Annotated in this window: 29 protein-coding genes; 19 read left to right on the top strand and 10 right to left on the bottom strand. The window is 68.6% G+C overall.

Features of this window, described 5'->3' with window-relative positions:
* Positions 1-318: 318 nt before the first annotated feature.
* Positions 319-1389 carry a 3-deoxy-7-phosphoheptulonate synthase gene (locus ACQVBX_RS07455; RefSeq protein ID WP_431637559.1) on the top strand — a complete coding sequence of 357 codons (1071 nt, stop codon included), beginning with the start codon at positions 319-321 and terminating at the stop codon, positions 1387-1389.
* Between the two features lie 12 nt (positions 1390-1401).
* Here the strand turns inward: ACQVBX_RS07455 and ACQVBX_RS07450 are convergent, their stop codons facing one another.
* Positions 1402-1827 carry an OsmC family protein gene (locus tag ACQVBX_RS07450; protein ID WP_431637558.1) on the bottom strand — a complete coding sequence of 142 codons (426 nt, stop codon included), beginning with the start codon at positions 1825-1827 and terminating at the stop codon, positions 1402-1404.
* A gap of 158 nt (positions 1828-1985) precedes the next feature.
* Here ACQVBX_RS07450 and ACQVBX_RS07445 point away from each other — a divergent pair, with 158 nt between their 5' ends.
* From ACQVBX_RS07445 to ACQVBX_RS07435, 3 genes are read left to right on the top strand one after another with little or no spacing between them, the layout of a single operon-like run.
* Entirely contained in the window at positions 1986-2276 is a 291-nt protein-coding gene (locus tag ACQVBX_RS07445; protein ID WP_431637556.1) for a GNAT family N-acetyltransferase, read from the top strand.
* A gap of 42 nt (positions 2277-2318) precedes the next feature.
* Positions 2319-3011, top strand: a complete 693-nt coding sequence (locus ACQVBX_RS07440; RefSeq protein WP_431637554.1) for a DUF1345 domain-containing protein — start codon at positions 2319-2321, stop codon at positions 3009-3011.
* A gap of 10 nt (positions 3012-3021) precedes the next feature.
* A complete protein-coding gene (locus ACQVBX_RS07435) occupies positions 3022-3534 on the top strand; it encodes a hypothetical protein (protein WP_431637553.1) in 513 nt (170 codons plus the stop codon).
* 11 nt (positions 3535-3545) lie between these two features.
* Here the strand turns inward: ACQVBX_RS07435 and ACQVBX_RS07430 are convergent, their stop codons facing one another.
* Positions 3546-4028 (bottom strand): YajQ family cyclic di-GMP-binding protein, encoded by a 483-nt coding sequence (locus tag ACQVBX_RS07430; RefSeq protein WP_431637550.1) that lies wholly within the window; start codon positions 4026-4028, stop codon positions 3546-3548.
* A gap of 176 nt (positions 4029-4204) precedes the next feature.
* Between ACQVBX_RS07430 and ACQVBX_RS07425 the strand changes: the two genes are divergently transcribed.
* Positions 4205-5386: an NAD(P)/FAD-dependent oxidoreductase gene (locus ACQVBX_RS07425; RefSeq protein ID WP_431637549.1), complete on the top strand. Its 1182-nt coding sequence runs from the start codon at positions 4205-4207 to the stop codon at positions 5384-5386.
* An 80-nt stretch (positions 5387-5466) separates the two neighbouring features.
* Positions 5467-6357: an NAD(P)-dependent oxidoreductase gene (locus ACQVBX_RS07420; protein ID WP_431637548.1), complete on the top strand. Its 891-nt coding sequence runs from the start codon at positions 5467-5469 to the stop codon at positions 6355-6357.
* Positions 6358-6582: 225 nt separating this feature from the next.
* Here the strand turns inward: ACQVBX_RS07420 and ACQVBX_RS07415 are convergent, their stop codons facing one another.
* The 4 genes from ACQVBX_RS07415 to ACQVBX_RS07400 form a co-directional block, all read right to left on the bottom strand.
* On the bottom strand, positions 6583-7566 hold the full coding sequence (locus ACQVBX_RS07415; protein ID WP_431634114.1) for an IS110 family transposase: 984 nt from the start codon (positions 7564-7566) through the stop codon (positions 6583-6585).
* Between the two features lie 335 nt (positions 7567-7901).
* Complete coding sequence (locus tag ACQVBX_RS07410; protein WP_431637546.1) at positions 7902-8363, bottom strand: YaiI/YqxD family protein; 462 nt, start codon at positions 8361-8363, stop codon at positions 7902-7904.
* Positions 8360-9247 carry a PhzF family phenazine biosynthesis protein gene (locus ACQVBX_RS07405; RefSeq protein WP_431637545.1) on the bottom strand — a complete coding sequence of 296 codons (888 nt, stop codon included), beginning with the start codon at positions 9245-9247 and terminating at the stop codon, positions 8360-8362. Before ACQVBX_RS07405 ends, ACQVBX_RS07410 begins: the two co-directional genes overlap by 4 nt.
* Positions 9248-9324: 77 nt before the next feature.
* On the bottom strand, positions 9325-10536 hold the full coding sequence (locus ACQVBX_RS07400; protein WP_431637544.1) for an NAD(P)/FAD-dependent oxidoreductase: 1212 nt from the start codon (positions 10534-10536) through the stop codon (positions 9325-9327).
* Positions 10537-10640: 104 nt separating this feature from the next.
* Here ACQVBX_RS07400 and ACQVBX_RS07395 point away from each other — a divergent pair, with 104 nt between their 5' ends.
* The 8 genes from ACQVBX_RS07395 to ACQVBX_RS07360 all read left to right on the top strand — a co-directional run bounded on the left by ACQVBX_RS07395 (position 10641) and on the right by ACQVBX_RS07360 (position 17908).
* Complete coding sequence (locus ACQVBX_RS07395) at positions 10641-11252, top strand: rhomboid family intramembrane serine protease (protein ID WP_431637542.1); 612 nt, start codon at positions 10641-10643, stop codon at positions 11250-11252.
* 10 nt (positions 11253-11262) lie between these two features.
* Entirely contained in the window at positions 11263-12213 is a 951-nt protein-coding gene (locus tag ACQVBX_RS07390; RefSeq protein ID WP_431637541.1) for a diacylglycerol/lipid kinase family protein, read from the top strand.
* Positions 12210-13001: a metallophosphoesterase family protein gene (locus ACQVBX_RS07385; protein WP_431637539.1), complete on the top strand. Its 792-nt coding sequence runs from the start codon at positions 12210-12212 to the stop codon at positions 12999-13001. Before ACQVBX_RS07390 ends, ACQVBX_RS07385 begins: the two co-directional genes overlap by 4 nt.
* Before the next feature lie 157 nt (positions 13002-13158).
* Complete coding sequence (locus ACQVBX_RS07380) at positions 13159-13986, top strand: histone H1-like repetitive region-containing protein (RefSeq protein ID WP_431637538.1); 828 nt, start codon at positions 13159-13161, stop codon at positions 13984-13986.
* A gap of 91 nt (positions 13987-14077) precedes the next feature.
* Positions 14078-14554, top strand: a complete 477-nt coding sequence (locus ACQVBX_RS07375) for a hypothetical protein (protein ID WP_431637536.1) — start codon at positions 14078-14080, stop codon at positions 14552-14554.
* Positions 14555-14596: 42 nt separating this feature from the next.
* The gene (locus ACQVBX_RS07370) at positions 14597-15688 is read left to right on the top strand and encodes an aminopeptidase (protein ID WP_431637535.1); all 1092 of its coding nucleotides are present in this window, start codon (positions 14597-14599) and stop codon (positions 15686-15688) included.
* Positions 15689-16005: 317 nt separating this feature from the next.
* Complete coding sequence (gene pncB / locus ACQVBX_RS07365; protein WP_431637534.1) at positions 16006-17193, top strand: nicotinate phosphoribosyltransferase; 1188 nt, start codon at positions 16006-16008, stop codon at positions 17191-17193.
* 232 nt (positions 17194-17425) lie between these two features.
* Positions 17426-17908: a glutathione peroxidase gene (locus tag ACQVBX_RS07360; protein WP_431637533.1), complete on the top strand. Its 483-nt coding sequence runs from the start codon at positions 17426-17428 to the stop codon at positions 17906-17908.
* A gap of 9 nt (positions 17909-17917) precedes the next feature.
* Here the strand turns inward: ACQVBX_RS07360 and dacB are convergent, their stop codons facing one another.
* Positions 17918-19450, bottom strand: a complete 1533-nt coding sequence (gene dacB / locus ACQVBX_RS07355) for a D-alanyl-D-alanine carboxypeptidase/D-alanyl-D-alanine endopeptidase (protein WP_431637532.1) — start codon at positions 19448-19450, stop codon at positions 17918-17920.
* Positions 19451-19568: 118 nt separating this feature from the next.
* Here dacB and ACQVBX_RS07350 point away from each other — a divergent pair, with 118 nt between their 5' ends.
* Positions 19569-20051, top strand: a complete 483-nt coding sequence (locus ACQVBX_RS07350; protein WP_431637531.1) for an FKBP-type peptidyl-prolyl cis-trans isomerase — start codon at positions 19569-19571, stop codon at positions 20049-20051.
* A gap of 88 nt (positions 20052-20139) precedes the next feature.
* Here ACQVBX_RS07350 and ACQVBX_RS07345 read toward each other — a convergent pair whose 3' ends face one another.
* Positions 20140-21231, bottom strand: coding sequence for a phospholipase A (locus ACQVBX_RS07345; RefSeq protein WP_431637530.1), 1092 nt, complete (start codon positions 21229-21231; stop codon positions 20140-20142).
* A 90-nt stretch (positions 21232-21321) separates the two neighbouring features.
* Positions 21322-21717 carry a hypothetical protein gene (locus tag ACQVBX_RS07340; RefSeq protein ID WP_431637528.1) on the bottom strand — a complete coding sequence of 132 codons (396 nt, stop codon included), beginning with the start codon at positions 21715-21717 and terminating at the stop codon, positions 21322-21324.
* Positions 21718-21820: 103 nt separating this feature from the next.
* On the opposite strand from ACQVBX_RS07340, the gene ACQVBX_RS07335 reads away from it, so the two are divergent.
* On the top strand, positions 21821-23098 hold the full coding sequence (locus tag ACQVBX_RS07335; protein WP_431637526.1) for a winged helix-turn-helix domain-containing protein: 1278 nt from the start codon (positions 21821-21823) through the stop codon (positions 23096-23098).
* 6 nt (positions 23099-23104) lie between these two features.
* On the opposite strand, the gene ACQVBX_RS07330 is transcribed toward ACQVBX_RS07335, so the two are convergent.
* Positions 23105-23551 carry a hypothetical protein gene (locus ACQVBX_RS07330; RefSeq protein ID WP_431637525.1) on the bottom strand — a complete coding sequence of 149 codons (447 nt, stop codon included), beginning with the start codon at positions 23549-23551 and terminating at the stop codon, positions 23105-23107.
* Positions 23552-23858: 307 nt separating this feature from the next.
* Here ACQVBX_RS07330 and ACQVBX_RS07325 point away from each other — a divergent pair, with 307 nt between their 5' ends.
* From ACQVBX_RS07325 to ACQVBX_RS07315, 3 genes are all read left to right on the top strand, one after another.
* Positions 23859-24068, top strand: a complete 210-nt coding sequence (locus ACQVBX_RS07325) for a cold-shock protein (protein WP_324894316.1) — start codon at positions 23859-23861, stop codon at positions 24066-24068.
* Between the two features lie 250 nt (positions 24069-24318).
* Positions 24319-24528, top strand: coding sequence for a cold-shock protein (locus ACQVBX_RS07320; RefSeq protein ID WP_431637523.1), 210 nt, complete (start codon positions 24319-24321; stop codon positions 24526-24528).
* 133 nt (positions 24529-24661) lie between these two features.
* Complete coding sequence (locus tag ACQVBX_RS07315) at positions 24662-25531, top strand: alpha/beta hydrolase family protein (RefSeq protein WP_431637521.1); 870 nt, start codon at positions 24662-24664, stop codon at positions 25529-25531.
* Positions 25532-25584 lie beyond the last annotated feature (53 nt).

Below are 25584 nucleotides of genomic sequence, written 5' to 3'. Positions count from 1 at the left end.
CGCGATCTTATCCGGCGCGCGGGTCGTATCCGGCCGGCATGCCTCGCCTGCGGCAACGTGCGCCAGCGCGGGGCATCGCCCGGCTTATGCCATTTGCGACGTTTGCATCGCCGGCGCAATGTGTTATCCATAGTTGCATGTCGACCCGCACCTTCCACGCTTACGTCTGGTTTTATGGCTATCCGAAGCCGCAGGCGGAGCCAGGGGCGCGATCGTAGGCAACACACCGATCCCACCGAATCCTGAAAGCCGCCAGCCCACCACTGGCGGCTTTTTTCATGGCCGCGAGTGGACCCCGAACCCGAGGAGTTCCGCCCCATGAATCCGTCCACCGACGACCTGCGCATCCGTGAACTCAAGCGCCTGAGCACGCCCGCCGAAGTGATCGGCGACTGCGCCAACCCCGATGCCGCGCACGCGACGGTCAGCCGCGCCCGCGAGAAACTGCACGCCATCCTGCAGGGCCGCGACGACCGCCTCGCCGTGGTGATCGGCCCATGCTCGATCCACGACACTCGCGCTGCGATCGAGTACGCCCAGCGGCTCGCCGCCGAGCGCGAGAAGCACGCCGACGCGCTGGAAATCATCATGCGCGTGTACTTCGAGAAGCCGCGCACCACGGTGGGCTGGAAGGGGCTGATCAATGATCCGGATCTGGACGGCAGCTTCCGCATCGACCGCGGCCTGCGCCTGGCGCGCGGGCTGCTGATCGGCATCAACGAACTGGGCGTGCCGGCCGGCTGCGAGTTCCTGGACATGATCACTCCGCAGTACATCGCCGACCTGGTGAGCTGGGGCGCGATCGGCGCCCGCACCACCGAGAGCCAGGTGCATCGCGAGCTGGCCTCGGGCCTGTCGTGCCCGGTGGGCTTCAAGAACGGCACCGACGGCAATGTGAAGATCGCCGTGGACGCGGTGCAGGCCGCGTCGCAGCCGCATCATTTCCTGGCCGTGACCAAGGACGGCCGCACCGCCATTGCCGCTACCGCCGGCAACGGCGACTGCCACGTGATCCTGCGCGGCGGCAGCGCGCCGAACTACGACGCCGCCAGCGTGGAGGCAGCCAGCGCGTCGATCGCCAAGGCCGGCCTGGTGCCGCGCCTGATGATCGACGCCAGCCACGCCAACAGTGCCAAGAAGCCGGAGAACCAGCCGGCGGTGTTGGCCGACGTCGCCGGGCAGATCGCCAGCGGCGAATCGCGCGTGATCGGCGTGATGGTGGAGAGTCACCTGGTCGATGGCCGGCAGGATCTCGTGCCCGGGCAGCCGCTGACCTACGGGCAAAGCATCACCGATGGGTGCATCGACTGGGATGCGTCGGTCGCCGTGCTGGCCAAGCTGGCCGAAGCGGTGCGCGCCCGTCGGCGGAGCGCCCGCCAAGTGGCCTGAGCGAGACGCTCGTCAGGACTCCAGTGCGGCATCCAGCGTTATGGCTGCCTTGAGCACCTTCGATACCGGGCAATCGCTCTTGGTCGCCTGGGCGACGCGTTCGAACGTCGCCGCATCGGCCCCGGGCACGTCGGCCCGGCAGGTCAGGTGCACGGCGGTGATGGCGAAGCCGTCGCCGTCCTTGTCCAGCGTGACGACGGCCTTGGTGTCGATGCTGTCGGCGGTGAGCCCGGCCTCGCCCAGGCCCAGCGAGAGCGCCATCGAGAAGCAGGCGGCATGGGCGGCGCCCAGCAATTCCTCCGGATTGGTGCCGGGGCCGTCCTCGAAGCGCGAGGTGAACCCGTAGGGCGCATCGCGCAGCACACCGGTTTCGGTGGAGATGCTGCCGGTGCCGGTACGCAGGTCGCCGGACCAGTGGGCGGAAGCGGACTTCTTCATCGGGGAGTCTCCTTGCCATGGCGGGCCGCGGCGGCCCGGTTCGACGCGTCATGGTGCGCGCCGGGGCATTCATGAAACGCGAAATCCTGCGACCGCGACGCTGCGCCGATGCAGACGCCGCAAGCCGTATGCTTGCGCTTTGCCATGGAGCGCCCCGCATGACTGTCTCCTTCGACATCCAGCACGACGAGCTTGCCCACCGCTTCCACACCGTCGTCGATGGCCAGCATTGCCAGCTGGTCTACAGCCTGGGCGGCCCCGGCGGTGCGGTGATGAGCATCGACCACACCGGCGTGCCGGCGGCCGTCGGTGGTCGCGGTATCGCTGCGGCGCTGGTCCAGGCCGCGTTTGCACTGGCACGCCAGCGCGGCTGGAAGGTCAATCCGGCCTGCTCGTACGCGGCGGTGTGGGCACAGCGCCATGCGAACGTCGCCGATCTGCTCGTCTGACCCTTCCACGTCTCCTTCCACGTCGCCGTCCGGACCCATCGCATGAGCGCCAGCCTTCCGCCGGATTCGCCCCGGTCCCCTTCCTCGCCGCGCGGCTGGCGCGCATGGCGATCGCTGCGCGCGCGTCCGCGGCTGAGCCTGTCCGCGGCCATCTTCGTGCTGGCCGGCGCCTTGCTGGTGCTCGGCGGCATGCCGGTCGCGCCCTCGCTGCTGTTGGGTTTCGATGTGGGGGCGGTGGTGTTCCTTGGCGGCATGTGGCGGCTGTTCAACGACGCCAGCACGGCCAGCATGCGCGAGCAGGCACGCCAGCAGGACGCCGGTCGCTGGGGCATCCTGTGGAGTGCGATCGGCGTTACCGCGGTGGTGATGGTGGCGCTGGGCACCGAGCTGCATGCCGCCGAGAGCGGCGGCGTGCTCACGCTGGCGGCGGCGGGGCTGAGCATCGTGCTGTCGTGGCTGTTCATCAACGTGATGTTCGCCCTGCATTACGCGCACGGCTTCTACGGCGACTATGGCAGCCAGCATCAGGGGCTGGATTTTCCCGGCAAGCAGGAACCCGACTACTGGGACTTCGCCTACTTCTCCATCGTCGTCGGCATGACCTTCCAGGTGTCCGACGTGCAGATCACCAGCCGCACGCTGCGCCGCATGGTGTTGCTGCACAGCGTGATCGCGTTCTTCTTCAACGTGTTCATCATCGCGGTGACGGTGAACATCGTGGCCGGGCAGGCGTGAGGGCGAGCCGGTGATCGGGATCGTCGGCACGGACGGTGAGGGTTTCCGGTTCCTGCTGCCGCGCGCCAGCGGCGTGGTCGGCGGGCGACTGCGCGTGACGCCGTTTCCGCCGCGTCGGGTCGTTGCTCGCCTGGCGTTGTTCAATGCGCTGGTCACGCTGACCGTGATGGCGTGCCGGCTGGATGACCGCCACGGTCACGCCAGTCCGACGCATGGCTGGGTGTACCTCGCCGCACTGGCCGCATTGCTGGCTGAAGCGGTGTTCAAGCTGCGCTTTGCGCTGCGGCGTAAAGCGATTCGGGTAGAGCTGCCGCTGGACCTTCGACCGATCCCGTCGTGGCTGTGGGCCGAGTACGTGCAGTTCCTTGTCGCGCTGGTGGTCGCCACCGTGGCCAGCGTCGAGCGCGACCATCCCCGCTACGGCATGCCGTGGGAAGTGCTGGGCTGGCTTGCACTGGTGATGATCGCGCTGCCGTGGTTCAACGGCCTGCTGCTGCGACGCCGGCAGCGGCGGGGCCGCTGAGGGCCGTCAGCTCAGTCGCGGAAGTTGTCGAACTGCAGCGGCACGTCCGATTCGGTGGTGCGCAGCAGGGCGATCGCCGCCTGCAGGTCGTCGCGCTTCTTGCCGGTGACGCGCAGCTTCTCGCCGTTGATCTGCGCTTCCACCTTGAGTTTGGCTGCCTTCAGTGCGGCGATCAGCTTCTTCGCCGCCGGCTGCTCGATGCCTTGCTTCACGGTGATCTTCTGCCGCGAACCGACCACGTTGGTTTCCGGATCGGCGATGTCCAGCGCGCGCAGGTCGATCTTGCGGGTGGACAGGCGCGTGGTGAGGATGTCGCGCATCTGCTTGAGCTGGAACTCGCTGGCGCCGATCACCGTGATCACCAGGTCGTCCAGCTCGAACTTGGCGTTGCTGCCCTTGAAGTCGAAGCGCGTGGTGAGCTCGCGGTTGGCCTGGTCCACGGCGTTGGTGAGTTCGTGCTTGTCGACTTCGGAAACCACGTCGAAGGAGGGCATGGCGGCATCTCGCAGGGTGAAGGGAAGGGCGTCAGTGTAAGGCAGCCGGCGCATGGGATACTCCTTGCCCGCCTCCACGCCCCATCGTTCCAGCGCACGCTGGAATCCAGTGCCTTCATGCCCGCATCCAGCCACAGCCGCCGATTTCTCCTCAGCCCGCACGCGAGCACGTGCCCATGAACGTCGATGTGCTGGTGATCGGTGCCGGTGCCGCCGGCCTGATGTGCGCGATCACCGCCGGCCAGCGCGGCAAGCGCGTGTTGGTGGTCGACCACGCCAACAAGCCGGGCAAGAAGATCCTGATGTCCGGCGGCGGGCGCTGCAATTTCACCAACATGGGCACCACGCCGGCGAACTTCCTCTGCGCCAACCCGCACTTCGCCAAGTCGGCGCTGGCGCGCTACACGCCGTGGGATTTCATCGCGCTGGTGGAGAAGCACCGCATCAAGTACCACGAGAAAGAACTCGGCCAGCTGTTCTGCGACGAATCCTCCAAGCTCATCGTGCGCATGCTGCTGGACGAATGCGCGGCGGCCGGTGTCGAGGTGCGCACCAGCTGCGCGGTTACCCAGGTGCGCAAGGTCGAGGACGGCTTTCGCGTGCTCACCGCCGCAGGCGAGGTGCATGCCACCTCGCTGGTGGTGGCGACCGGTGGTCTGTCGATTCCCAGCATGGGTGCCACCGGCTTCGGCTACGAGCTGGCCAAGCAGTTCGGCCACACCGTGCTGCCCACCCGCGCGGGGTTGGTGCCGCTGACGCTGAGCGGCAAGCACCAGGAGCGCTACCAGGATCTGGCCGGGCTCGCGTTGCCGGTGAGCGAGGCGAAGCTCGGCAAGCGGAGCTTCCGCGCCGGCCTGCTGTTCACCCATCGCGGCCTCAGCGGCCCGTCGATCCTGCAGATCTCCAGTTACTGGCAGCCGGGCGATGATCTGCGTATCGACCTGTCGCCCGACGTCGATGTGGGCGCTTGGCTGATCGGCCAGCGCGCCGAGCGCCCCGCGGCCGAACTCAAGACCGTGCTCGGCGAGCTGCTGCCCAAGCGCCTGGCGCAACGCCTGTGCGAGCTGTGGTTTGAGAGCCGCCCGATGCGCCAGTACCGCGAGGCGGAGCTGGCCGACATCGGCAAACAGCTGCACGACTGGCCGATCACCGCCAGCGGCACCGAGGGCTACCGCACCGCCGAAGTGACGCTGGGCGGGGTGGACACGAACGAACTCTCCTCGACCACGATGGAGTCCAGACGCGTACCGGGGCTGTACTTCATCGGCGAGGTGGTGGACGTCACCGGCTGGCTGGGCGGCTACAACTTCCAGTGGGCCTGGGCCTCGGGCCACGCGGCGGGCGAAGTGGTGGGCTGACAGGGCCGCCGGCGCGCTTCGCGAGGAATGAACGCGGCGCGTGGTTCCATGCGCGGCTGATCGCTTGCTAGGAGAACCGCATGAAAGTCGGCTTTATCGGTCTGGGCGCCATGGGCAGCGCGATGGCGAGCAACCTGCTCGCAGCGGGACATGCCGTGACGGTGTGGAACCGCTCGGCGGCAGCGACCGAGCCGCTGGCGTCACTGGGCGCACGGGTCGCCAGCACGCCCGAGCGCGCGGTGCTCGGCGAGGCGGTGTGCTCGATGCTGGCGAACGACCAGGCGGTGCGCGCGGTGTTTCTCGATGGCGGGCTGCTCGACGCCATGGACCCGGGCACCGTGCACGTCAATCACGCCACCATTTCCGTTGCGCTGGCGCAGGAGCTGGCCGAGGCGCATGCGGCGCGGGGGATCGACTATGTCGCCGCGCCGGTGTTCGGCCGGCCGGATGCCGCGGCGGCAGCCCGGCTGCAGATCGTGGCGGCCGGCAAGCCGGCCGCGGTGGATACGGTGCGGCCGCTGCTCGAAGCGATGGGCGCGAAGATCTGGCCCATGGGCGAGGCGCCCGAGCGCGCCAACGTGGTGAAGATCGCGGGCAACTTCATGCTGGCGGCCGCCATCGAGAGCATGGCCGAGGCCAGTGCTCTCACCCGTGCGCACGGCGTAGGCGCGGCCGAATTTCTCGAGCTGATGACCAGCACGCTGTTCGCGGCGCCGGCCTACCAGGGCTACGGCAAGCTCATCGCCGAACAGCGCTACAGCCCCGCCGGCTTTGCGATGCCACTGGGCTTGAAGGACGTGGGCCTGGCGCTGAGTGCCGGCGAAGCACGCCGCGTGCCGCTGCCGTTCGCGGGCGTGTTGCGCGACAACTTCCTCGACGCGCTGGCCCACGGCGGCGAGGAGCTGGACTGGTCGGCACTGGCGCTGGTGGCAGCGAGGCGCGCCGGCCTGGATGAGCGCACCGACCCTTGATCAACGCACCGTCTTCCTTTCTGTAGGAGCCCGCTCGCGGGCGGTGCTGTTGAGCTTCGATGCGGCTCAGCGCGAAGAGCATCGCCCGCGAGCGGGCTCCTACAGGGACCGGGAGGGTCCCGTGCAAGGGCCGCGGTTTGGCCAGATTTCGCTCCGGATCTGCATCAAAGCCGGGCGCAGCGACCCCGGACCGATGCCTCGTCTTTCATGTAGATACCGTCTTACTTACCCACCAGCAAGGGCGCGATTGGGATCGAACGGGAGGCCGGAACGCACCACTCCCCAGGCGATGTGCAGCAGCTTGCGCATGGCTGCGCCCAAGGCCAGCTTGGGTGGCTTGCCGCGACCCACCAGGCGATCGAACAGGGCGCGCACCGCGCTGTTGTGGCGAATGGCCACCAGCGCGGGCATGTACAGCCGGGCACGCAGCAACGCATGGCCGAGCTTGGATAGTCGGCTTTGGCCGACCCACTTGCCCGACTCGCGGATCGCCGGATTCACGCCGGCGAAGGCGTCCAGTTGGCGGGGATCGTCGAAGCGCCGCAGATTCCCGGCAAAACCCTGGATGAAGGCTGCCGTCAGGTCGCCGATGCCGGGAATCGAGCGCAAGAGGTCATGATCGCGCCGCAGGTCCGGGTCCTGGTCGATGTGATCCTCGATCGCCCGCTTCAGCTCTTCGATCTGCTGATCCAGCGCATCGATCATGCGCTGGATCGAGGGGCGTACCGAGGCATCGCCGACCGCCAGGCGGTTGGCCTCCATCTGCCGCATCGCCTGCAGGTCGTTCAAGCGGTGCACCAGGGCGCGCAGCTGCCGCTGACCCGGCGTAGGCGGCGCCCACGGGCGTAGTGCGCCGTGGATCTGCTGGGCCATGGCGAAGCGGGCGATCAGCTCGGCGTCACAGCGGTCGGTCTTGGTCCGCGACAGCTCGCTGCGGGCATAGGCGGCGATCTGGGCCGGATTGACCACGTAGACCGTCACTCCATGCTCCACCAGCGCCTGCGCCAGCGCCTCGTGATAGATGCCCGTGGCCTCCATGCACACCCCAGCCTGTGGTGCGTGCTGGCGCAGCCATGTCAGCAGTTCGGCGAATCCGGCCGGCGTATTGGGCAGCTTGCCCTTGGTGCGGTATTTCCCCGGCCGGTCCAGCGGAACGGCCACATCGAAGCTGGCCTTGGCCACATCGATGCCTACCATCGGTTCGGTCATGTCACGTCTCCTGGCAGTCGTCTCAGACGCTGACCATCGACGATCCGCACGGCCGATCCTTACGCGTTCAGGCTCTCGCCGACCGGCGGGCCTCCGATACCGTTCAGGCGCTGGCGGATGGAACGGAACGAGGGCACACATCTACCCAGCAGGCGCGAAGCCTCAGGAGCCCGTCGGCGTCACCTCATTCCCACCGATGATCAGTCGGGAATTCTCGTCCGTTGCCGGACCAGAATCGAGACATAAGGAGCCCGCTTGCGGGCGATGCCTTTTGCCTTGATGCGGCATCAGAGCCAAGAGCATCGCCCGCGAGCGGGCTCCTACAGGGACGGGGCTCAGCGCGAGTTGCGGCGGCTGAGCCACATGTCGAGCTGGTTGGCGAAGGCCTGGCGGTCGCGCGGATGAAAGGCGGACGGGCCGCCGGTGTCCACGCCGGCGCCGCGCAGTTCTTCCATGAAGTTCCGCATCGACAGCTGCTGGGCGATGCTGTCGGGCGTGAACGGCACGCCGCGCGGGTTGACCGCTTGCGCGCCCTTGTCCAGGACTTGCGCAGCCAGCGGGATGTCCTGCGTTACCACCAGGTCACCGGCGGCCACCCGCCGCACGATTTCCGCATCGGCCACGTCGAAACCGCCGGCCACCTGCATGCTGCGCACGTAGCGCGAGGGCGGGGTACGCATCGCGTGGTTGGCGACCAGGGTGACGTGCACCTGCGCGCGCTCGGCGGCGCGGAACAGGATCTCCTTCACCGACACCGGGCAGGCGTCCGCGTCGACCCAGATCTGGGTATCGCTCACGCGGGCGTCCAGCGCAGGGTGCCATCGACAATCGTGTGCGTGCGTCCGCCCACCCACACCGCGCCATCGGCGTCGATCTGCACGAGCAGGCGCGCGTCGTAGCCGATCTCGCGGCCCTGGCTCACCGCATAGCCGCGGGCGAGCGGCCCGTGCGCTTCGGCCTGGGCCAGGTAGGCGGCGAGCAGGCCGTTGGCTGCGCCGGAGGCCGGGTCTTCGGCGATCCCGGCGCCGGAGGCCAGCGCGCGCACGGCCAATTGGTAGCCCTCGCCGGGCGCGCTGCGGGCGAACGCGCAGATGCCCATGCTGTCGCTGGCCTGGCCCAACGCGGCGATCGCCGCATGATCCGGCTGCCAGTCGCGCAGGCTCGCTTCGTCTGCGCACTCGACGATCCACCAGCGACGGCCGCCATCGACCAGCGCCGGCGCGAGCCCGCCGGTCGTCACACCGGCCAGGGCCGCGGCCAGCAAGGGGTGCGCGTCGGCACCAGTGGTGAGCACGCTCGAGGCGGGCGAACGCAGCAGCAGCTGGCGCGCGTCGCCATCGCCCTGTACGCGGATCGGCAATACGCCGGCCTGGCATTCCTGCCACAGCAGGCCGTCGTGCGGCGCGGCGAGGCCACAGGCCAGCACGGCGTGCGCGCTGCCCACGCTGGGGTGACCGGCGAAGGCAATCTCCTTGGTTGGCGTGAACATGCGCACGTGGTAGCTGGCGTTGGGCGCGGTGGGCGGTAGCAGGAAGGTGGTTTCCACCAGGTTGGTCCAGCGGGCGAAGCGCTGCATCTGCGCGTCGCTCCAGCCGCGCGCGTCGGTGACTACGCCCAGGTGATTGCCGCCGCCGAGGCTGGCGGCGAAGACGTCCAGGTGCAGGTAGCGAAAGGTATCCATCGGGGCTCGATCAACAACGCGGCGTGTGGGCCGAGCATGATAACGGGGTGCCGCGGCCCCGCCGCGCAGGCGTGGGCTCAGCCTGCCAGGCGACCGAAGCCGAACAGCGCATCGAGCGGATGCCGCCTGCCCTGGATTGCGTCGCGCACCATCGCCGCGGCGATGGTGCTGTAGGTGATGCCGTTGCCGCCGTACGCCATCACGAAGTGCACGCGCGGATCGTGCCCCGGTGCATTGCCAATGAAGGGCAGGCCGTCCTCGGTTTCGGCAAAGGTGCCGGCCCAGCTGAAGGCCAGCTCCGGCTGGATGTCGGGGGCCAGCGCGCGCAGCCGGTCCATCAGCTTGCCGACCTTGCGCGGCAGGGCGGCGGCCCGCTTGGCCGGCAGATCGAGGCGGTCGTCCTCGCCGCCGATGATGATGCGCCGGTCGTCCGTGCCGCGCAGGTATACGTACGGCCGCGCGGACTCCCAGATCACGTTGTCGTGCAGCTGCAGCGGCAGCGCGTCCAGAGGCTCGGTGATCAGCGCATAGCTGGAGTGGTTGACCGCCACGCGCTGCTTGAGCCAGCGCTGTGTCTCATAGCCGGCAGCCACCACCAGGTGCGCGCATCGCACCTGGGTGCCGTTGCTCATACGCAGGCGCAGGCCCTGCGGCTCGGCCGTCCACTCCTGCACCTCGCTGGCGTCGTGCACGCGCACACCGCGCCGGCCCAGTTGGCCGAGCATGACGCGGGCGAAACGGTAGGGGTCGAGCCGCGCCGCATGCGGCGTCCACAACGCCAGTGGTGCATCGATGCCGAAGCGCTCGCGCACGCCGGCCGCGTCCAGTTGCTCCACCGGCAGGCCGTGACGCTGGCGCGCCTGGTACTCGCGCTTGAGCGCCGCCACGTGACGACGCTTGCTCGTGAAATACAGGCTGCCGCAGGGGTGGAAGCCCACCGGCTCGCCCATGCCGGCGACGATGCCCGCCAGCGTGTCGATCGCCTCGTCGCAGGCCTGGTAGGCGCGAGCCGCGGTCTCGCCGTAGCGCTTGATCAGGTCGACCAGCGGCGTGTCGATCTCGTATTGCAGCAGCGCGGTGCTGGCCGCCGTGCTGCCCCAGCCGGCTTCGCGGCGGTCGATCACCAGCACGTCCATACCGGCCTCGGCCAGCGCATGGGCGACCAGGCTGCCGGTGATACCCGCACCGATCACCGCCACCTCGCATTGCGTGTCGGTGCGCAGCGAGGGGAACTGACCGATCAGTCCATTGCTGACGGTCCACCACGGGTAGCCGCTCTTGGTATCCATCCGGCCAGCATGCCGAGGGCGGCCGTCAAGGCTGCGTCACGGTCGACAGCGTGCGCGCCGCCCGCCAAGATGGCCGGCAGTCTTCCTTAGTCTTTCTGGTCCCCATGACGATCACCCTCATCATTCTCGCCGTGACCTGCGTGGTCTCCTTCATGGCGCTCAACAACGGCAAGCTGCTGGACGATCTGCTGCTGTGGCCGCCGGCCATCCAGCGCAGCCGCGAGTACTACCGGCTGGTGACCTACGGGCTGGTGCATGCGGATTTCGGCCACCTGCTGTTCAACATGCTCACGCTGTTCTTCTTCGGGCGGATCATGGAGAGCTTCTTCACGGTGCGCCTGGGCACGCTGGGCTTTCTGCTGTTCTACATGGGCGGGCTGGTGGTCTCGATCCTGCCGACCTACCTCAAGAACCGAAGCAATGCGCGCTATCGCAGCCTGGGCGCGTCGGGGGCGGTGTCGGCGGTGCTGTTCGCCTTCGTGCTGCTGGCGCCGTGGGCACGCATCTATGTGTTCGTCATTCCCATGCCGGCGATCATCTACGCGCTGCTCTACACCGCCTACTCGATCTATATGGACAAGCGCGGCCAGGACAACGTGAACCACAGCGCGCATCTGTGGGGCGCGGCCTACGGCGTGGCCTTCACGCTGCTGTTGGAACCGCGGGTGTTAACTCATTTCCTTTATGCACTGGCCCATCCCGGCGCCGGCTCATGAAGGAGACCCCGTGCCCGCTGCGCTCGCGCAAGACGCACCCCTGTTCATCGTTCTCAACCAGGCCTCCGGCAGCGGCGATCCCGACCGCGTAGAGGCATCCATCCGCCGCAGCCTGGAAGGGCGTGGTCGCGAGCACGAGATTCTGCGTGTCGACGATCCTGCCCAGTTGCCGACGCTGGCGCAGCGGGCGGTGGCGCAGGCGCAGGAGCGCGATGGCGCGGTGGTGGTGGTCGGCGGCGACGGCACCATCAATGCAGTGACCCAGGCGGTGTTGCCCAGCGGCGTGCTGTTCGGCGTGCTGCCGCAGGGCACGTTCAATTTCTTCGGCCGCTGCCATGGCCTGCCCGAGGGCGAAGCGGGGCAGGGCATGCTCGCGTTGCTCGATGCGAGCGAGCAGCCGGTCCAGGTGGGTACCGTCAACGGCCGCGCCTTTCTCGTCAACGCAAGTCTCGGCCTCTATCCGGAGTTGCTCGAACAGCGCGAGGAAGCCAAGCAGCGTTTCGGGCGCCACCGGCTGGTAGCGCTGGGAGCGGGGCTGCGGACCCTGCTGAAGCGGTTCCCCCGCTTGCACCTGTTGATGCGGGGCGATGCTCCCGCGAGCGCGCTGGACGCGATGACCCTGGTGGTCGGCAACAACCGCCTGCAGCTGGAGAAGATCGGCATCGAGCAGGCCACCGCGGTGGAGCGCGGGCGGCTGGTAGGCATTGCGGTGCGTCCGGTAGGGCGGCTGGCGCTCGTCGTGATGGCGATGCGCGGGCTGCTGGGGCATCTGGGCGAGCAGCAGCGGGTGGAGAGCTTCGCCTTCACCGAACTGGGGGTGACGCTGCGCCGCCGCCGCAAGGTCAAGGTGGCGCTGGATGGGGAGATCGACACCTTCGCGCTGCCGCTGCGCTTTGCGATCGCCCCGCGACCCTTGCGCCTGCTGGTGCCGCGCGGCGCCGAGCCCGAGCACGCGGCGTGAGCGTGCTGCTGCACATCTCCGACCCGCACTTCGGCACCGAGCGCGTGGAGGTGGTAGCGGCCCTGCAGCGCCTGGCGGCCGAACTGGAGCCGGCGTGCATCGTGGTGTCCGGAGACATCACCCAGCGCGCGCGGCGCGCGCAGTTCGCCGCGGCACGGACGTTTGTCGACGCGCTGCCGGCGCCGGCGCTGGTGATTCCGGGCAATCACGACATCCCGTTGTTCGACCTGTGGTCGCGACTGCGCTCACCCTATGCCCATTTCCGGGAGGCGTTCGGCGAGGCGCTGGAACAGGAGTGGAGCTCGCCGGACTGGCACGTGCTGGCGATCAACACCACGCGGTGGTGGCGACACAAGGACGGCGAAGTCTCGCCTGCGCAGATCCAGCATGTGGCGCAGCGGCTGGGCCAGGCGCAGCCGGAGCAGGTGCGCGTGGTGGTGACGCATCAGCCGATGCTGGTGATCCGGCAGCACGATGTGGGCAACCTGCTGCATGGCCACCGGCGCGCGGCCGATGCGTGGGTCGAGGCCGGGGTCGATCTGCTGCTGGGCGGGCACATCCACCTGCCCTACGTGCGCCCGCTCGATACGCGGCGCCGCTGCCGCACCTACGTGGTGCAGGCGGGCACGGCGGTGTCGCGGCGGGTGCGCGGCGACGTTCCCAATTCCGTGAATGTGCTGCGACGCGAGCGGGGCACGCACAGCTGCGTGGTGGAGCGATGGGACTACCACGTGGGCCTGGCGCGCTTCGCCCGGCGCGAGTCGCACACGCTCGCCTTGGCCCATTGAGCAGCCGCACCTCGCGCGCGATGCGGCACCTGCCCATGACAGTGATAAAGCAGCGCGCAATACTCAGATCGTAGTCATCGTGGTTCTGCTAATCCGAAGCCTTCGAGGCTTCGCAAGTCGGGCCGCGAATCCACCGATCACCGCAGGAGATAGACGCATGGCAATGACACGCAAGTCGGCCGCGAAGAAGTCCGCGGCAAAGAAAGGCACCGTAAAGAAGGCCACCGCAAAGAAGGCCGCTGCCAGCAAGAAGGCTGCGGCGACCAAGGCAGCAGCGAAGAAGACAGCTGCCAGAAAGCCGGTCGCGAAGAAGACCAGCGCGAAGAAAGCCGCGGTGAAAAAGCCGGCGGCCAAGACTGCTGCGAAGAAAGCGGCAACGAAGAAGGGAACGGTAAAGAAGGCGGCACCGAAGAAGGCTGCCCGCAAGGTGGCAGCCAAGAAGACGGTCGCCAAGAAGACAGTTGGCAAGAAGACAGTTGCCAAGAAGGCTGCGGCCAAGCGGCCCGCGGCGCGCAAGTCGACTGCAAAGAAGGCAGCGCCCCGCAAATCGGTGGTGAAGAAGAGCGTGAGCCCGAAAGCGGCACCGGCCAAGGCCGCTCCCCGCAAAACGGCTGCCAAGAAGCCCCCGGCGCGGACGCCCGCCCGCGGAACGGCGGCGAAGAAGGCCGCCGCCCCTGCAGCGCCAACGAAGAAGATCGCGGCCAAGCCGGCGGCCAAGCGCGCCCCCCCGGTGCGGCGCGAGCAGCCCGCCGAGGCGGCGCCGGTGCGGCACATCAGTCCGGAGGAGGCCGTGGCGCACATCCAGGCGCTGCTCGATGCCAAGCACGAGCGCGATCGCCAGGGGCCATCCTGGCCGGGCGCCGATCAAGCCGCCCATCCGGCCGGCGGTGCGCCGCCGATGCATCCCGATGCGCCGGCGTCGACCACGGCGCCCGCGGCGTTGGCGCACCAGCGGGGTGATCAGAGCAAGCGCGGCAAGGGATGAGCCCGGGCGTGCAAATCAGGGCGCGTTCATCGCGCGGAGCTAGCGTGATTGCCGGCCGCATGTCGCGTCCTTTCGCCGGTGGAGCGATCCCATGAAGAAATGGTTGCTGGGTGGAGCGGTGGTCATCGCCGCGTCGCTCCTGAGCGGCTGCTACGTCGCTCCGGGCTACAGCTACGTGCGCGATGGCTATGGCGGGGACGCGTACTACGGGCGCGGCACCACCGTGTACGATGACGGTTATTACGCGCCCGATTACTACGCCCCCGGCTACTACCGCCCCGGTTACTACGGCGGCTATGGCTATCCGGGCGGGGTGAGCGTGGGCATCGGCGCCACCTGGTATGGCCATTCGCGGGACCGATACCGCCACCGCGATCATGATCGGCATGACTATCGCGGTGACGATCACCGCGGGCATGCGTGGGGTGGTCACGGTGGTGCGCGCGACGATCACCGCACTTGGAGCGGCAGCCGGCCGGAGACGGGCCGCGGCAGCCGTCCGGGCCGATTCGAGGGAAGTGACCGACGCGGCAACCGCCGCGGCGGTCGCGATGACGATCGCCGATGAGGCACGATGGACGTTCCGGAGCGATGCCCCTGAACGTCCCCGATGTCTGATTCCCTGCGCCCGACTTTCCTGCACCTGACGCTCCCGCGCCTGGGCCTTCTTGTCGTCCTGGCGCTCTCGGCCACTGGCTGCGCCAGCGTGCGCTACTACGGTCATGTGATGCGCGGTGAGGCGCAGATCCTGCACCGGCGCGAGCCGCTGCCACGGGTCATTGCCGACCCGGCCACTCCCCCCGCGCTGGCGCGTCGCCTGACGCTGGCAATGCAGGCAAGGCAGTTCGCATCCACGCGGCTGGCCCTGCCGGACAATCGCAGCTACACCACCTACGTTGCGCTCGACCGCCCCTATGTGGCCTGGAACGTGTTTGCCGCGCCCCGCTACGCGGTGGATGCCGTGCCGCAGTGTTTTCCGTTCGCTGGCTGCGTCGCGTACCGCGGCTACTTTCGCCAGTCGCTGGCCGAGCAGCGTGCCGCCGAACTGGGCGGGCAGGGGCTCGATGTGTGGGTGAGCCCGGTGCCGGCGTATTCCACCCTGGGCTGGTTCGCCGACCCGATTCTCAGCTCGATGATGCACTGGGACGACGACGAGCTGGCCGGCACGATCTTCCACGAACTGGCGCACCAGCGCGTCTACGCCAAGGGCGACACGGCTTTCAACGAGTCGTTCGCCACTTTCGTCGAGCGCGAGGGTCTGCGGCAGTGGCGGCAGTCGCGCGGCCTGCCGCCGCCGGATGCTCGCGAGCAGGCGATGGACGAGGGCTTTACCCGGCAGGTGCTGGCCCTGCGCGAACGATTGCGCTCGGACTACGCACGCGGCGGCGACGAGGCGGCGCTGGCGGCGCGAAAGCACGACGACATCGCCGCGTTTCGACGCGACTACGCGCGATGGCGCGACCGCAACTTTCCCGGCGACCACCGTTACGACGCCTGGGTCGCCGCGCCGATCAACAATGCCCGGCTGCTGCCGTTCGGGCTCTACGACCGCTGGACCGGGGCGTTTGCCGTGCTGTTCGGCCAGGCTCAGCGGAACTGGGCGCAGTTCTACCGGCGGGTGCGGGCGCTGGCCGATCTGCGCCAGCCCGCGCGCCAGGCGGCGCTGAAGGGCCTCGCCGCGAGCGCAACGCCCGCGCCGTGACGGCTTCCGCTTGGGGGTGCCTGCCCGCGGCGACACCCCGGCCGCAAGAAGCTGCCGGCCTTACCCAGACGGCAGCTGAATATTTCTTCGGACGCCCTTGAACTTCCCCGGCGCGGTCCGCACTAAGTGTCCGTATCGCCGTGACGGCGACAGGAAGTGGTCCAGAACACCGGGCCACTGGGGGGTCGGCCCCTTCCTCCCCCGGATCGCCGACCTGACAGCCCCGGCATGCCCCTCCCCTGGCAGCCGGGGTTTTTTTATGCCCGCGGCGCCCATCGCGCCGATAATGGCCAAGCATTCTCTACACGGACCTGTTGATGATCATCCGCTCGCTGCTCGACACCGACCTGTACAAGTTCTCCATGATGCAGGTGGTGCTGCACCAGTACCCGGGCGCCGAGGTGGAGTACCGCTTCAAGTGCCGCAACCCGGGCGTGGATCTGGTGCCGTACATCGACGAGATCCGCGCCGAGCTGGAGCAACTGTGCACGCTGCGTTTCGCCGCCGAGGAGCTGGATTACCTGCGCGGCTGGCGCTACATCAAGAGCGACTTCGTCGACTTCCTCGGGTTGTTCCAGCTCAACGCCAAGTACGTGAGCATCACGCCGTCGGAGCACGCCAACGGCGAGATCGAGATTCGCATCCGCGGACCGTGGCTGCACACGATCCTGTTCGAGGTGCCGCTGCTGGCGATCGTCAACGAGGTGTACTTCCGCAACACCCAGCCACAGCTGGATCTATCGCTGGGGCGCGAGCGCCTGGCCGCCAAGATCGCCCTGCTGCACGACACGCCCGGCTACGCCGACTGCCGCATTGCCGACTACGGCACACGCCGCCGGTTTTCCCGCGCCTGGCACGAGGAGGTGGTCACCAGCTTGCGCGACCGGCTGGGTCCGCAGCTGGCCGGCACCAGCAACGTGGCGCTGGCCAGGCAGCTCGGCCTTACCCCGCTGGGTACGCTGGCGCACGAGTACCTGCAGGCGCACCAGGCGCTGGGTCCGCGCCTGCGCGATTCGCAGGTAGCGGCGCTGGAAGCGTGGGCACGCGAATACCGCGGCGACCTGGGCATCGCGCTGTCTGACGTGTACGGCCTCAACGCGTTCCTGCGCGACTTCGACATGTATTTCTGCAAGCTGTTCGACGGCACGCGCCACGACTCGGGCGATCCGTTCGCCTGGGGCGAGCGGGTGCTGGCGCACTATCGCGCCAACCGCGTCGACCCGCGCAGCAAGATCTTGGTCTTCAGTGACGGCCTGGACATCCCGCAGGTGATGAAGCTCTACGCGCACTTCCAGGGGCGTTGCCAGCTCGCGTTCGGCGTGGGCACCAACCTCACCAACGATGTGGGTCCGACGCCGCTGCAGATCGTGATCAAGATGGTCCGCTGCAACGGCCAGCCGGTGGCCAAGCTCAGCGACAGCCCCGGCAAGAACATGTGCGACGATCCGGCCTACGTGGCCTACCTGCGGCAGGTGTTCGAGATTCCGGCCGAGGCCGGCGGCTGAGTCCGTTCGGCGTCGGCGCGCGTATGAGACACCGACGAACGCTTGAGCGCCGGCCAGGCGAGCACCAGCAGCGAAACGAGGGTGGCGAGAGCGGAAATCAGCAGTGACATGGGCGCACGGCGGTGGGGCAGGCGACCACCATACCCGGCACCCGATGGACGGCCATACGGCCATTTCTCATAACCATATGCCGGCGCGCCACCTGGGCTGCCGGCCATGCCAGGGCTAGCACATGACCGACATCTACGACTTCACCGCCCGCGACATCGACGGCAACGAGCGCTCGCTGGGCGAGTTTCGCGGCAAGACCTTGCTGGTGGTCAACGTGGCCTCCAAGTGCGGATTCACGCCGCAGTACACCGGGCTGGAAAAGCTTTGGCGCGAGATGCGCGATCGCGGTGTGGTGGTGCTGGGTTTTCCCTGCGATCAGTTCGGCCACCAGGAGCCCGGCGACGAGGCGGAGATCCGCAACTTCTGCAGCACCCGTTACGAGGTGAGCTTCCCGATGTTTGCCAAGGTCGAGGTGAACGGTGCCGGCGCCCATCCGCTGTACCAGTGGCTGAAGAGCGAGGGCAAGGGGATTCTCGGCAGCGAGGCGATCAAGTGGAACTTCACCAAGTTCCTGGTCGACGCTCAGGGCCAGGTGGTGAAGCGCTACGCGCCGACCGACACGCCTGAGAAGATCGGCCGCGAGATCGCCGCACAGCTCGGCTGATCCGGCGGATCAGGGTGCGTGGCGGTCGGCGGCGAGCCGCTCGGCAATGGCATCGAGCTCGCGGCTGGCCGGGGGATCGCCTGCGGCCGGCTCGTAGCTGTTGAGCAGGAGCGCGAAGGCCAGATGCTGGCCCGAGGCGGTGGTGACGTAGCCGGCGAGCGCGTGTACGTACGTCATCGAGCCGGTCTTGGCCTGCACGTTGCCGGCGGCCGGTGTGCCGCGCATACGGCCGATCAGCGAGCCGTCCACGCCGGCCAGCGGCAGCATGTCGCGCAGGCTCGCCGCGTAGGGCTGGGCGGCCAGGTACTGCAGCAGCCGCACCATCGCCGAGGCGGTCACCAGGTTCTGCCGTGACAGGCCGCTGCCTTCCTCTAGCCGCGCGTCGGCGGGCGCGATACCGATGCGATCGAGCAGTTCGCGCAGGGCGCGCAAACCCCAGGCCTCGGTGGTGATGAAGCCGAGCGGCGGGGCATCGGACTGCTCGGCCAGTGTCCTTGCCTGCACGCCGGACATCAGCAGCAGGTTCTGCAGATAAAGATTCTGCGAGCGCTTCAGGCCATTGCGCAGGATCTCGCCCAGCGGCGGCGAGGCGATTTCGCCGACCAGGGTGGCGCCGGCGGTGACGGCGGTGTCGTCCTGCGGCCAGTGCAGCGTGCGGACCTGGCCGTCGATGGTCACGCCATGACGGATGAGCGCGTCGCGCAGCTGGGCGGCCGCGACGCGGGCCGGATCATTCATCGCCAGGCGCAACCGCCGCGGCGCGCTGGCGGCCGGCAGGCTGCCGAAGGCGTAGAGCGTGTCGCTGCCCGGCGCCCGGTAAAGGTTGAGGTCGCCGGCGCTGTTCGCCGGCGCGGTGATCAGGCGGCTGTCGATGGCGGGAATGGCCAGCGGCGGATCGAGCGCCAGATCGACCGTGCGCCCGGCTTGCGCGGCCGGCGTGAGGGTGAGCCAGCCGCTGTTCTCGTCCACGCTCAGCGCCGCCGCCGGGGCAGCGAAGGCGCCCAGCAGATCGCCGACTTCCCAACCCGAACCGATCGGCGGACCGGCGAAATAGGTGTCGTCGCCGACCAGGTCGCCGTGCACGCGACGGACGCCGTGCGCGAGCAACTGCGTGGCGAGCCGATCGGCCCAGTCGGCGCTGGCGGCGGTGCCCAGCGTGGGGTCGCCCATGCCATAGAGCACCAGCGTGCCGTCCAAGCGGCCGTGACGGATCGGCCCCCGGGCCAGCAGCCGCGTGGCCGTGCGCTGGTCGGCGCCCAGGCGGTCGAGCGTCAGCGCCGCGGTGAACAGCTTGGCGGTGGATGCGGGCTCCAGCAGCCGCTCGGCGTCGTGCGCGTAAAGCGTGCGGCCGGTGTCCAGCGACACCACCTCGATGCCCCAGCTGGCGTTGGCGAAACGCGGCGCGTGGATCAGCGCATCGATGCCCGCGGCGAGCGGGGCGGATGACGCGACGCCCGGTGGCGCGGACGGTTTGGCGAAGGTTGCCGGTACTGCGGCAAGGGCGAAAACGAGCGCGGCGGCCCAGGGAGCGAGTCGGTGCATGGGCGTCAGTATGGCCTGCCGAAGCCCGCTGTGCAGGCCGAAAAAGGCCGATCTGTTAGGCTTGGTCCCTCGTGCCGGTTGCCGCCGGCGGTGTTGCACCTACTACACGAGACTCTTCATGCAGATTGCTGACCACACCGTTGTTTCCTTCCACTACACGCTGACCGACGACCAGGGCACCGTGATCGACAGCTCCGCCGGGCGCGAGCCGCTCACCTACATGCATGGCACCGGCCAGATCGTGCCGGGGCTGGAGAAGGTGATGGTTGGCCGTGTCGCGGGCGACCAGTTCAAGGTCGACGTGGCGCCGGCCGAAGGCTACGGCGAACGCCACGCCGAGCTGGAGCAGCAGGTGCCGCGTGAGGCGTTCCAGGGCGTGGAGGACATCCAGCCCGGCATGCAGTTCCAGGGTCGCGGCCCGCAGGGCGTGATCAACGTCACCGTGACCAAGGTCGAGGACGGCGTGGTGCACATCGACGGTAACCACCCGCTCGCTGGCCAGACGCTGCATTTCGACGTCGAAGTGACCGACGTGCGCCAGGCCACCGAGGAAGAAACCGCGCACGGCCACGTGCACGGCCCGGGCGGTCATCAGCATTGATGCCCTCTGACGCGCTGCTGCGCGTCAGACCCGCCAACGAAAAACGCCGCCGTGAGGCGGCGTTTTTCGTTGCGATGGTAGAGCCCGCTCAGTACCAGTCGAGCAGCGACACGCCCACGCCCAGGTAGGTGGCGTTGTGGTTGTAGTCGATCAGGCTCTCGCCGTAGCCCTTGAACAGCTCCATGTAGCCACGCAGGTTGCCGCCGACCGGGAAGCTCCAGGTGAACTGTCCGGCGCCGTGGCTGCGACTGCCGCCGCGCATCGAATGGCGCAGCATCAGGCCGAATTCCTGGCCGTTCCACTCGTGCACGATCTGCACTTCGCCGCGGCCCATGTAGTCGCTGATGTCCGGGTTGTCGTCGGTGCTGCGGCCTTCCGGAATGCGCCACCACGGACGCACCATCACGGTCCAGCCGTCGCGCTCGAAGCCGACGTCGGCGATCACCCGGTTCCAGCTGCGCGACAGCGGGTTGGAGCGGCCGTTGGACTGATGATCCACGCCGATGCCGAGCAACCGGCCCTGCCAGCCGAGCACGTCGTAATGGGTGTTGAACACCAGCATCGCCTCGGGCTCGTAGTTCGTCTCGCGGAACGGGCGCGACAGCTTGGAGTTGTAGACCTGCCAGCGCGAGGACTGGGTGTAGCCGATCCACAGGTCGCCGCCGGCGTCGCCGAATACATCCTGGATCGCCTTGGTCTTCAGGCTCAGCTGGAACTTCGCCTCCACGTTCTGCAGTTGCTGCGCGGTGGGGACGGTGTTGTCGGGGTTGGGGCTGGTGGGGCGGTCGTTCTGATTGCTGGTGGCGAATACCGGTAGCACGTACACCGGCTTGTAGCCGCGAATGTTGAAGGTGCCCAGCTTGGCCTCCGGCGACAGTTCCCAGCGCGAATCGAGCAAGGACAGTGGTGCGGCCACCTTGTCGTTGCCTTCTGACGCCTTGCCGGCATCGCGGGCGAATAGCCGGACGTCTGCCGGGCTGGGGCGCTTTTGGGCCACCGGCAGGTTGACCCGGCCGGTGGCGCGGTCGTAGCAGGCCAGACGCTGGGCGTCGCTTTCGATGGCGGTGCAGCCGCGGATGTCCATCGGGTCGGGATTCTGGGCCTGCGCCGGCAGCGCATGGGACGCGGCTGCCACGGCTAGAGCCAGGGAAAGGGGGCGGAACGGTCGGGGCGTCTTCATGACGGAGGCCTGGGGCGGGGGGCGGTGACGGAACGGTGACACGACGAGGCCGGCCGCACATCTGCGCGGCCGGCCTCACCGGTGGGAACGTTACTGGTGTTTGGACCAGCGCGCGTATTCGGCGGCGCTCACGCGATGGTCGCGGTTGCTGTCGGCGTAGTCGAAATCATTGGCCAGCGGCGGATAGGCGCTGGCCTGGTCCGCGCTGATGAACTTGCCGCCGCCAGCAAGCTGTTCGAACGGTGGCGGCGCGGATGCCGGCGCCGGTGTCGGCAGGGTGCTGCGCAAGGTCACCTCGCCCTGCGGCGTCTGGAATACCGCCTGGCTGTGCGCCGAGGCATCCGACGACATGGGCGCCGCAGTGTCCGCTTGGCCGGTGCCCGGCGGCGGTAGGGGTGAGGGCGTGGCTTGTTGTGCCATGGCCTGGCCGGCGACCAGCAAGGCACCGGCTCCCAGCAGAGTGATCCAGGGTGTGCGCAATTTCATGATCGTTACTCCATGCCAGAATCGTGGGGAGAGGGGTGCGCTGCGAAAGCCCCGCGACAGCGGCCCTGCAGTGCACCGGGGCAAGCTAGCAAAGAGAGTGTCAATGCCGGCTCAACCCGTTGCTTCCCGCCTCGCTGCGCCCGCTGGCGATCGTCCGCTCTCGCTGGCGCAGGCCCGTTGCCTGCAACTGCATGCGCAAGGCCTGCTGCAACCGCCGCGCCGGCGTGCCCGCGCGGCGGACCTCACGGCCGCCGTCGCGCGCATGCGTCTGCTGCAGATCGACACCATCCACGTAGTGGCGCGCAGCCCTTACCTGGTGCTGCACGCGCGACTGGGCGATTACCCGCCCGAATGGCTCGAACAGGCACTGGCCAAGAGTGAGCTGGCCGAGTGCTGGGCGCACGAAGCCTGTTTCGTGCCAGCGGCCGACTACCCGCTGCATGACGCCTGGCGCCACCAGCGCGGCCATCACTGGTCGTACCGCCATGCAGCGCGTGTGCACGAGGAACACCGCGCGGAAATGGACAACCTGCTCGCGCACATCGCCCGCGAAGGGCCGGTGCGCGCAGCCGACTTCACCCGGGAAGACCGTGGCAGCGGCGGCTGGTGGGCATGGAAGCCGGAGAAGCGCTGGCTGGAGGCCTGGTTCGCGCTGGGCGAACTGATGGTGGTGCGGCGCGAGCGCTTCCAGCGGGTGTACGACCTGGCGACGCGGGTGCGCGCGGCATGGCCGGCACAAGCGCAGAACGAGCCGCCCGGTGTCGACGCGCTGCGCGAGCGGTTCATTCTCGACACGGTGCGCGCCCTGGGTGTCACCCCGGCGCGCTGGATCGCCGACTACTACCGGCTCAAGCCCCAGGTCAGCGCCCGCGAGTTGGCACCGCTGGTGGCGTCCGGTCAGTTGCTGGAAGTGGGGGTGCGCGACTGGGCGGAGCCGGCCTACGTCCACGCCGATCACGCGGCAGCGCTGGCACGGGCCCGCGCCGGTCGCCTGCGCGCCACCCATACGGCGTTGCTGTCGCCGTTCGATCCGCTGGTGTGGGACCGGCAACGTGCGCTGGGCATGTTCGATTTCGACTACGCGCTGGAGTGCTACACACCCGCGCCTAAGCGCCGCTACGGCTACTTCGTGCTGCCCATCCTGCATCGCGGCGCCCTGGTCGGGCGGCTGGATGCGAAGGCACACCGCGCACAGGGCGTGTTCGAGGTGAAGGCGCTGTTTCTGGAAGAGGGCGTGGCGCCGGACGAGCGCCTGGTTGGCGAACTGGCCAGGGCGCTGCACGAACTGGCGCAATGGCACGGCACGCCCACCGTGCGCATCGTGCGGTCGCGGCCGAGCGATTTCGCTGGGGTGCTCAGGGCCGCACTCAAGGCGCGTTGAGCTGTTTCAGTGCGTAGTGCTCGACGCGGTGGCCGGATCGGGCTCACACGCCTTGCCGTGCAGTGCCTGGCGCAAGCTGCGGGCGAGCGAGTTGCAGCGCGCCCCGAGCTGCGGGCGGATCTCCGGTCGCAGCGAGTCGCGCAGCAGGCTCTGGCGCATCTGCTGGTAGTGGGATTCGATCTGGTCCGGCTTGTAGATCGCTGCCGCCCGGTGGCAGGCGCGGTAGCTGGCCAGGTAGTCGTCGCAGGCCTGGATGCCGGTGTGCGCGGGCAGGGTCTCCTCGCCTTCCTCGCGCGCCGTCTCCGCGGCAGGGGCAGGGGTGTTAGCTGCGGCGGCGGCCGGCACCGGTCGGGAGTGCGCCGGGCGGTGCGCTTGCGCGGCCGGTTCGTGGGCGCAGGCAGACAGCAGCAGGCAGGCGGCGAAGCCGGCGAGGATAGGGCGGAGCGACGGCATGGTGGGTTCCCCGGTGTGCATGAAGGCCACGACTAGACTCTGTACCCGGTCAAGAAAACCTGAATGCCAGGCAGCGGCGGGGCTGCATGGGCCATTGTGCATGGCTCGATGCCGTCGCGGAGCTTTCCGACCTGTGGTTATAATTTTCCCCGCTGTGTTTGCCGGGGTCACCAGAGTCTTGTGACCCGATGCCGCTGATGCCTATCTGCTTCATCGCTTCACCCCTAGGATTTCCGCGCATTCCAGTCCCCTCGGCGTCCCTCGTGGTCGCCGGGTTCGATACCAGAAAACCTACGGAGTGACTCCCATGTCTGATCGTCAGATCGGTACCGTCAAGTGGTTCAACGACGCCAAGGGCTTCGGCTTCATCAGCCGTGACAATGGCCCGGACGTGTTCGTGCATTTCCGCGCGATCACCGGCAATGGCTTCAAGAGCCTGCAGGAAGGCCAGCAGGTCAGCTTCAAGGTGGTGCAGGGCCAGAAGGGCCTGCAGGCCGAGGAAGTGACCCCGGCCTGATCGGCTCGTCGCCTTTCCAGACCGAAAAGCCGGGCAGCGATGCCCGGCTTTTTTCATGTGCGTACCTGCCACCGCGCTGGCGCCTTGCGCCCGGTGAAAATCCGCTATGCTTTTTTCACTGTGTCAGCTCTTCGCCCCTGCGGGCCGTGTCGGCATCTGTCCGGCCGAGCTCACGCGTTGCGCATGACCCAGTCGGCCGTCACCCGGGCGGGTGGCGTGCCGGTCACGTCGAGCGTAATCGGAGTGAGTCATGTCGGATCGAGAGATTGGCACCGTCAAATGGTTCAACGACGCCAAGGGGTTTGGCTTCATCAGCCGTGAGAGCGGCCCGGATGTGTTCGTGCATTTCCGCGCCATTTCCGGCTCGGGGTTCAAGAGCCTCAAGGAAGGGCAGAAGGTGAGCTTCAAGGTGGTGCAGGGCCAGAAGGGCCTGCAGGCCGAGGAAGTCACCCCGGCCTGAGCGGCCGCGCGCATGTTCTTTGACAAGAGGCCGGCGTGTGCCGGCCTCTTGCGCGTGTCCGACATCCGGGCTGCCACGTCCCTGCGGCACTGTTTCACTGCCGACCCGTGCGTCGGCGCTGGCTGGAAGCCCCATGGCTTTTTCTCCTGAGGAGGCGCCGACGGCGCCGCAGATCGTGCCGGTCCGCACGGACGATGGCGCGCGTTTCGAATTGATCGTGACCCGCCCGTCGCAGCCCACTGCGCGCCGCGCGCTGCTGTGGCTGCCGGCGATGGGCGTGCCGGCGCGCCACTACCTGCCGCTGGCGCAGGCGCTGGCCGCGCGCGGTGTGACGATGGCGATCCACGAGTGGCGCGGCATCGGCTCGAGCGACCGCCGCGCCGGCCGCCGGACGAATTGGGGCTACCGCGAACTGTTGCAAAGCGATCTCGCAGCCAGCGCCGCGGCGCTGGCGGATCAGCTGCCCGGTAGCTCATGGGCGATGGGTGGGCACAGCCTCGGCGGCCAGCTGGCCTGCCTCTACGCGGCACTGCATCCGCAGCAGGTCGAGGGCCTCGTACTGGTCGCCAGCGGCGCGCCGTACTGGCGCGCGTTTCCGCATCCGTGGTCGTTGCGCGTGGCGTTTCACCTGGCGCCGCTGCTGGCCCGCCTGCGCGGACACCTGCCGGGTCGCCGACTGGGCTTTGCCGGCAACGAGGCGCGCGGGGTGATCGCCGACTGGGCGCGCAGCGGTCGCAGCGGCCGTTACGCGGCGCAGGGCATCGTGCAGGATCTGGATGCCGCGCTGGCCACGCTGCACACGCCGGTGCTGGCGATCCGCCTGTGCGACGACTGGCTGGTGCCCGCCGCCTCCCTGGACTGGCTGCTCGGCAAGCTGCCGCACGCGACCGTGCAGCGCCTGGACCTCACCACCGCGGCCCTGGAGGGCGCACCCGCCGACCACTTCGCCTGGATGAAGGCGCCCGCTGCCGTGGCCCACGCCATCGCCGACTGGGCGCGCTGAGGAAACAGCGCGTTCGCCGATCCCACCGCTGCGCGCCTTGAAGACTGCCGTGG

The sequence above is a fragment of the Dyella thailandensis genome (assembly GCF_050749815.1).
Lineage (GTDB): Bacteria > Pseudomonadota > Gammaproteobacteria > Xanthomonadales > Rhodanobacteraceae > Dyella_A.
This window is presented reverse-complemented; position numbering and strand designations above follow the sequence as displayed.

What these genes read in the sequence shown, in the direction of transcription:
- ACQVBX_RS07455 (WP_431637559.1), top strand. Translation starts at nt 319, where the DNA reads ATGAATCCGTCCACCGACGACCTGCGCATCCGTGAACTCAAGCGCCTG.
- ACQVBX_RS07450 (WP_431637558.1), bottom strand. Translation starts at nt 1,827, where the DNA reads ATGAAGAAGTCCGCTTCCGCCCACTGGTCCGGCGACCTGCGTACCGGC.
- ACQVBX_RS07445 (WP_431637556.1), top strand. Translation starts at nt 1,986, where the DNA reads ATGACTGTCTCCTTCGACATCCAGCACGACGAGCTTGCCCACCGCTTC.
- ACQVBX_RS07440 (WP_431637554.1), top strand. Translation starts at nt 2,319, where the DNA reads ATGAGCGCCAGCCTTCCGCCGGATTCGCCCCGGTCCCCTTCCTCGCCG.
- ACQVBX_RS07430 (WP_431637550.1), bottom strand. Translation starts at nt 4,028, where the DNA reads ATGCCCTCCTTCGACGTGGTTTCCGAAGTCGACAAGCACGAACTCACC.
- ACQVBX_RS07425 (WP_431637549.1), top strand. Translation starts at nt 4,205, where the DNA reads ATGAACGTCGATGTGCTGGTGATCGGTGCCGGTGCCGCCGGCCTGATG.
- ACQVBX_RS07420 (WP_431637548.1), top strand. Translation starts at nt 5,467, where the DNA reads ATGAAAGTCGGCTTTATCGGTCTGGGCGCCATGGGCAGCGCGATGGCG.
- ACQVBX_RS07415 (WP_431634114.1), bottom strand. Translation starts at nt 7,566, where the DNA reads ATGACCGAACCGATGGTAGGCATCGATGTGGCCAAGGCCAGCTTCGAT.
- ACQVBX_RS07405 (WP_431637545.1), bottom strand. Translation starts at nt 9,247, where the DNA reads ATGGATACCTTTCGCTACCTGCACCTGGACGTCTTCGCCGCCAGCCTC.
- ACQVBX_RS07400 (WP_431637544.1), bottom strand. Translation starts at nt 10,536, where the DNA reads ATGGATACCAAGAGCGGCTACCCGTGGTGGACCGTCAGCAATGGACTG.
- ACQVBX_RS07395 (WP_431637542.1), top strand. Translation starts at nt 10,641, where the DNA reads ATGACGATCACCCTCATCATTCTCGCCGTGACCTGCGTGGTCTCCTTC.
- ACQVBX_RS07380 (WP_431637538.1), top strand. Translation starts at nt 13,159, where the DNA reads ATGGCAATGACACGCAAGTCGGCCGCGAAGAAGTCCGCGGCAAAGAAA.
- ACQVBX_RS07375 (WP_431637536.1), top strand. Translation starts at nt 14,078, where the DNA reads ATGAAGAAATGGTTGCTGGGTGGAGCGGTGGTCATCGCCGCGTCGCTC.
- ACQVBX_RS07370 (WP_431637535.1), top strand. Translation starts at nt 14,597, where the DNA reads ATGTCTGATTCCCTGCGCCCGACTTTCCTGCACCTGACGCTCCCGCGC.
- pncB (WP_431637534.1), top strand. Translation starts at nt 16,006, where the DNA reads ATGATCATCCGCTCGCTGCTCGACACCGACCTGTACAAGTTCTCCATG.
- ACQVBX_RS07360 (WP_431637533.1), top strand. Translation starts at nt 17,426, where the DNA reads ATGACCGACATCTACGACTTCACCGCCCGCGACATCGACGGCAACGAG.
- dacB (WP_431637532.1), bottom strand. Translation starts at nt 19,450, where the DNA reads ATGCACCGACTCGCTCCCTGGGCCGCCGCGCTCGTTTTCGCCCTTGCC.
- ACQVBX_RS07350 (WP_431637531.1), top strand. Translation starts at nt 19,569, where the DNA reads ATGCAGATTGCTGACCACACCGTTGTTTCCTTCCACTACACGCTGACC.
- ACQVBX_RS07345 (WP_431637530.1), bottom strand. Translation starts at nt 21,231, where the DNA reads ATGAAGACGCCCCGACCGTTCCGCCCCCTTTCCCTGGCTCTAGCCGTG.
- ACQVBX_RS07340 (WP_431637528.1), bottom strand. Translation starts at nt 21,717, where the DNA reads ATGAAATTGCGCACACCCTGGATCACTCTGCTGGGAGCCGGTGCCTTG.
- ACQVBX_RS07335 (WP_431637526.1), top strand. Translation starts at nt 21,821, where the DNA reads ATGCCGGCTCAACCCGTTGCTTCCCGCCTCGCTGCGCCCGCTGGCGAT.
- ACQVBX_RS07330 (WP_431637525.1), bottom strand. Translation starts at nt 23,551, where the DNA reads ATGCCGTCGCTCCGCCCTATCCTCGCCGGCTTCGCCGCCTGCCTGCTG.
- ACQVBX_RS07325 (WP_324894316.1), top strand. Translation starts at nt 23,859, where the DNA reads ATGTCTGATCGTCAGATCGGTACCGTCAAGTGGTTCAACGACGCCAAG.
- ACQVBX_RS07320 (WP_431637523.1), top strand. Translation starts at nt 24,319, where the DNA reads ATGTCGGATCGAGAGATTGGCACCGTCAAATGGTTCAACGACGCCAAG.
- ACQVBX_RS07315 (WP_431637521.1), top strand. Translation starts at nt 24,662, where the DNA reads ATGGCTTTTTCTCCTGAGGAGGCGCCGACGGCGCCGCAGATCGTGCCG.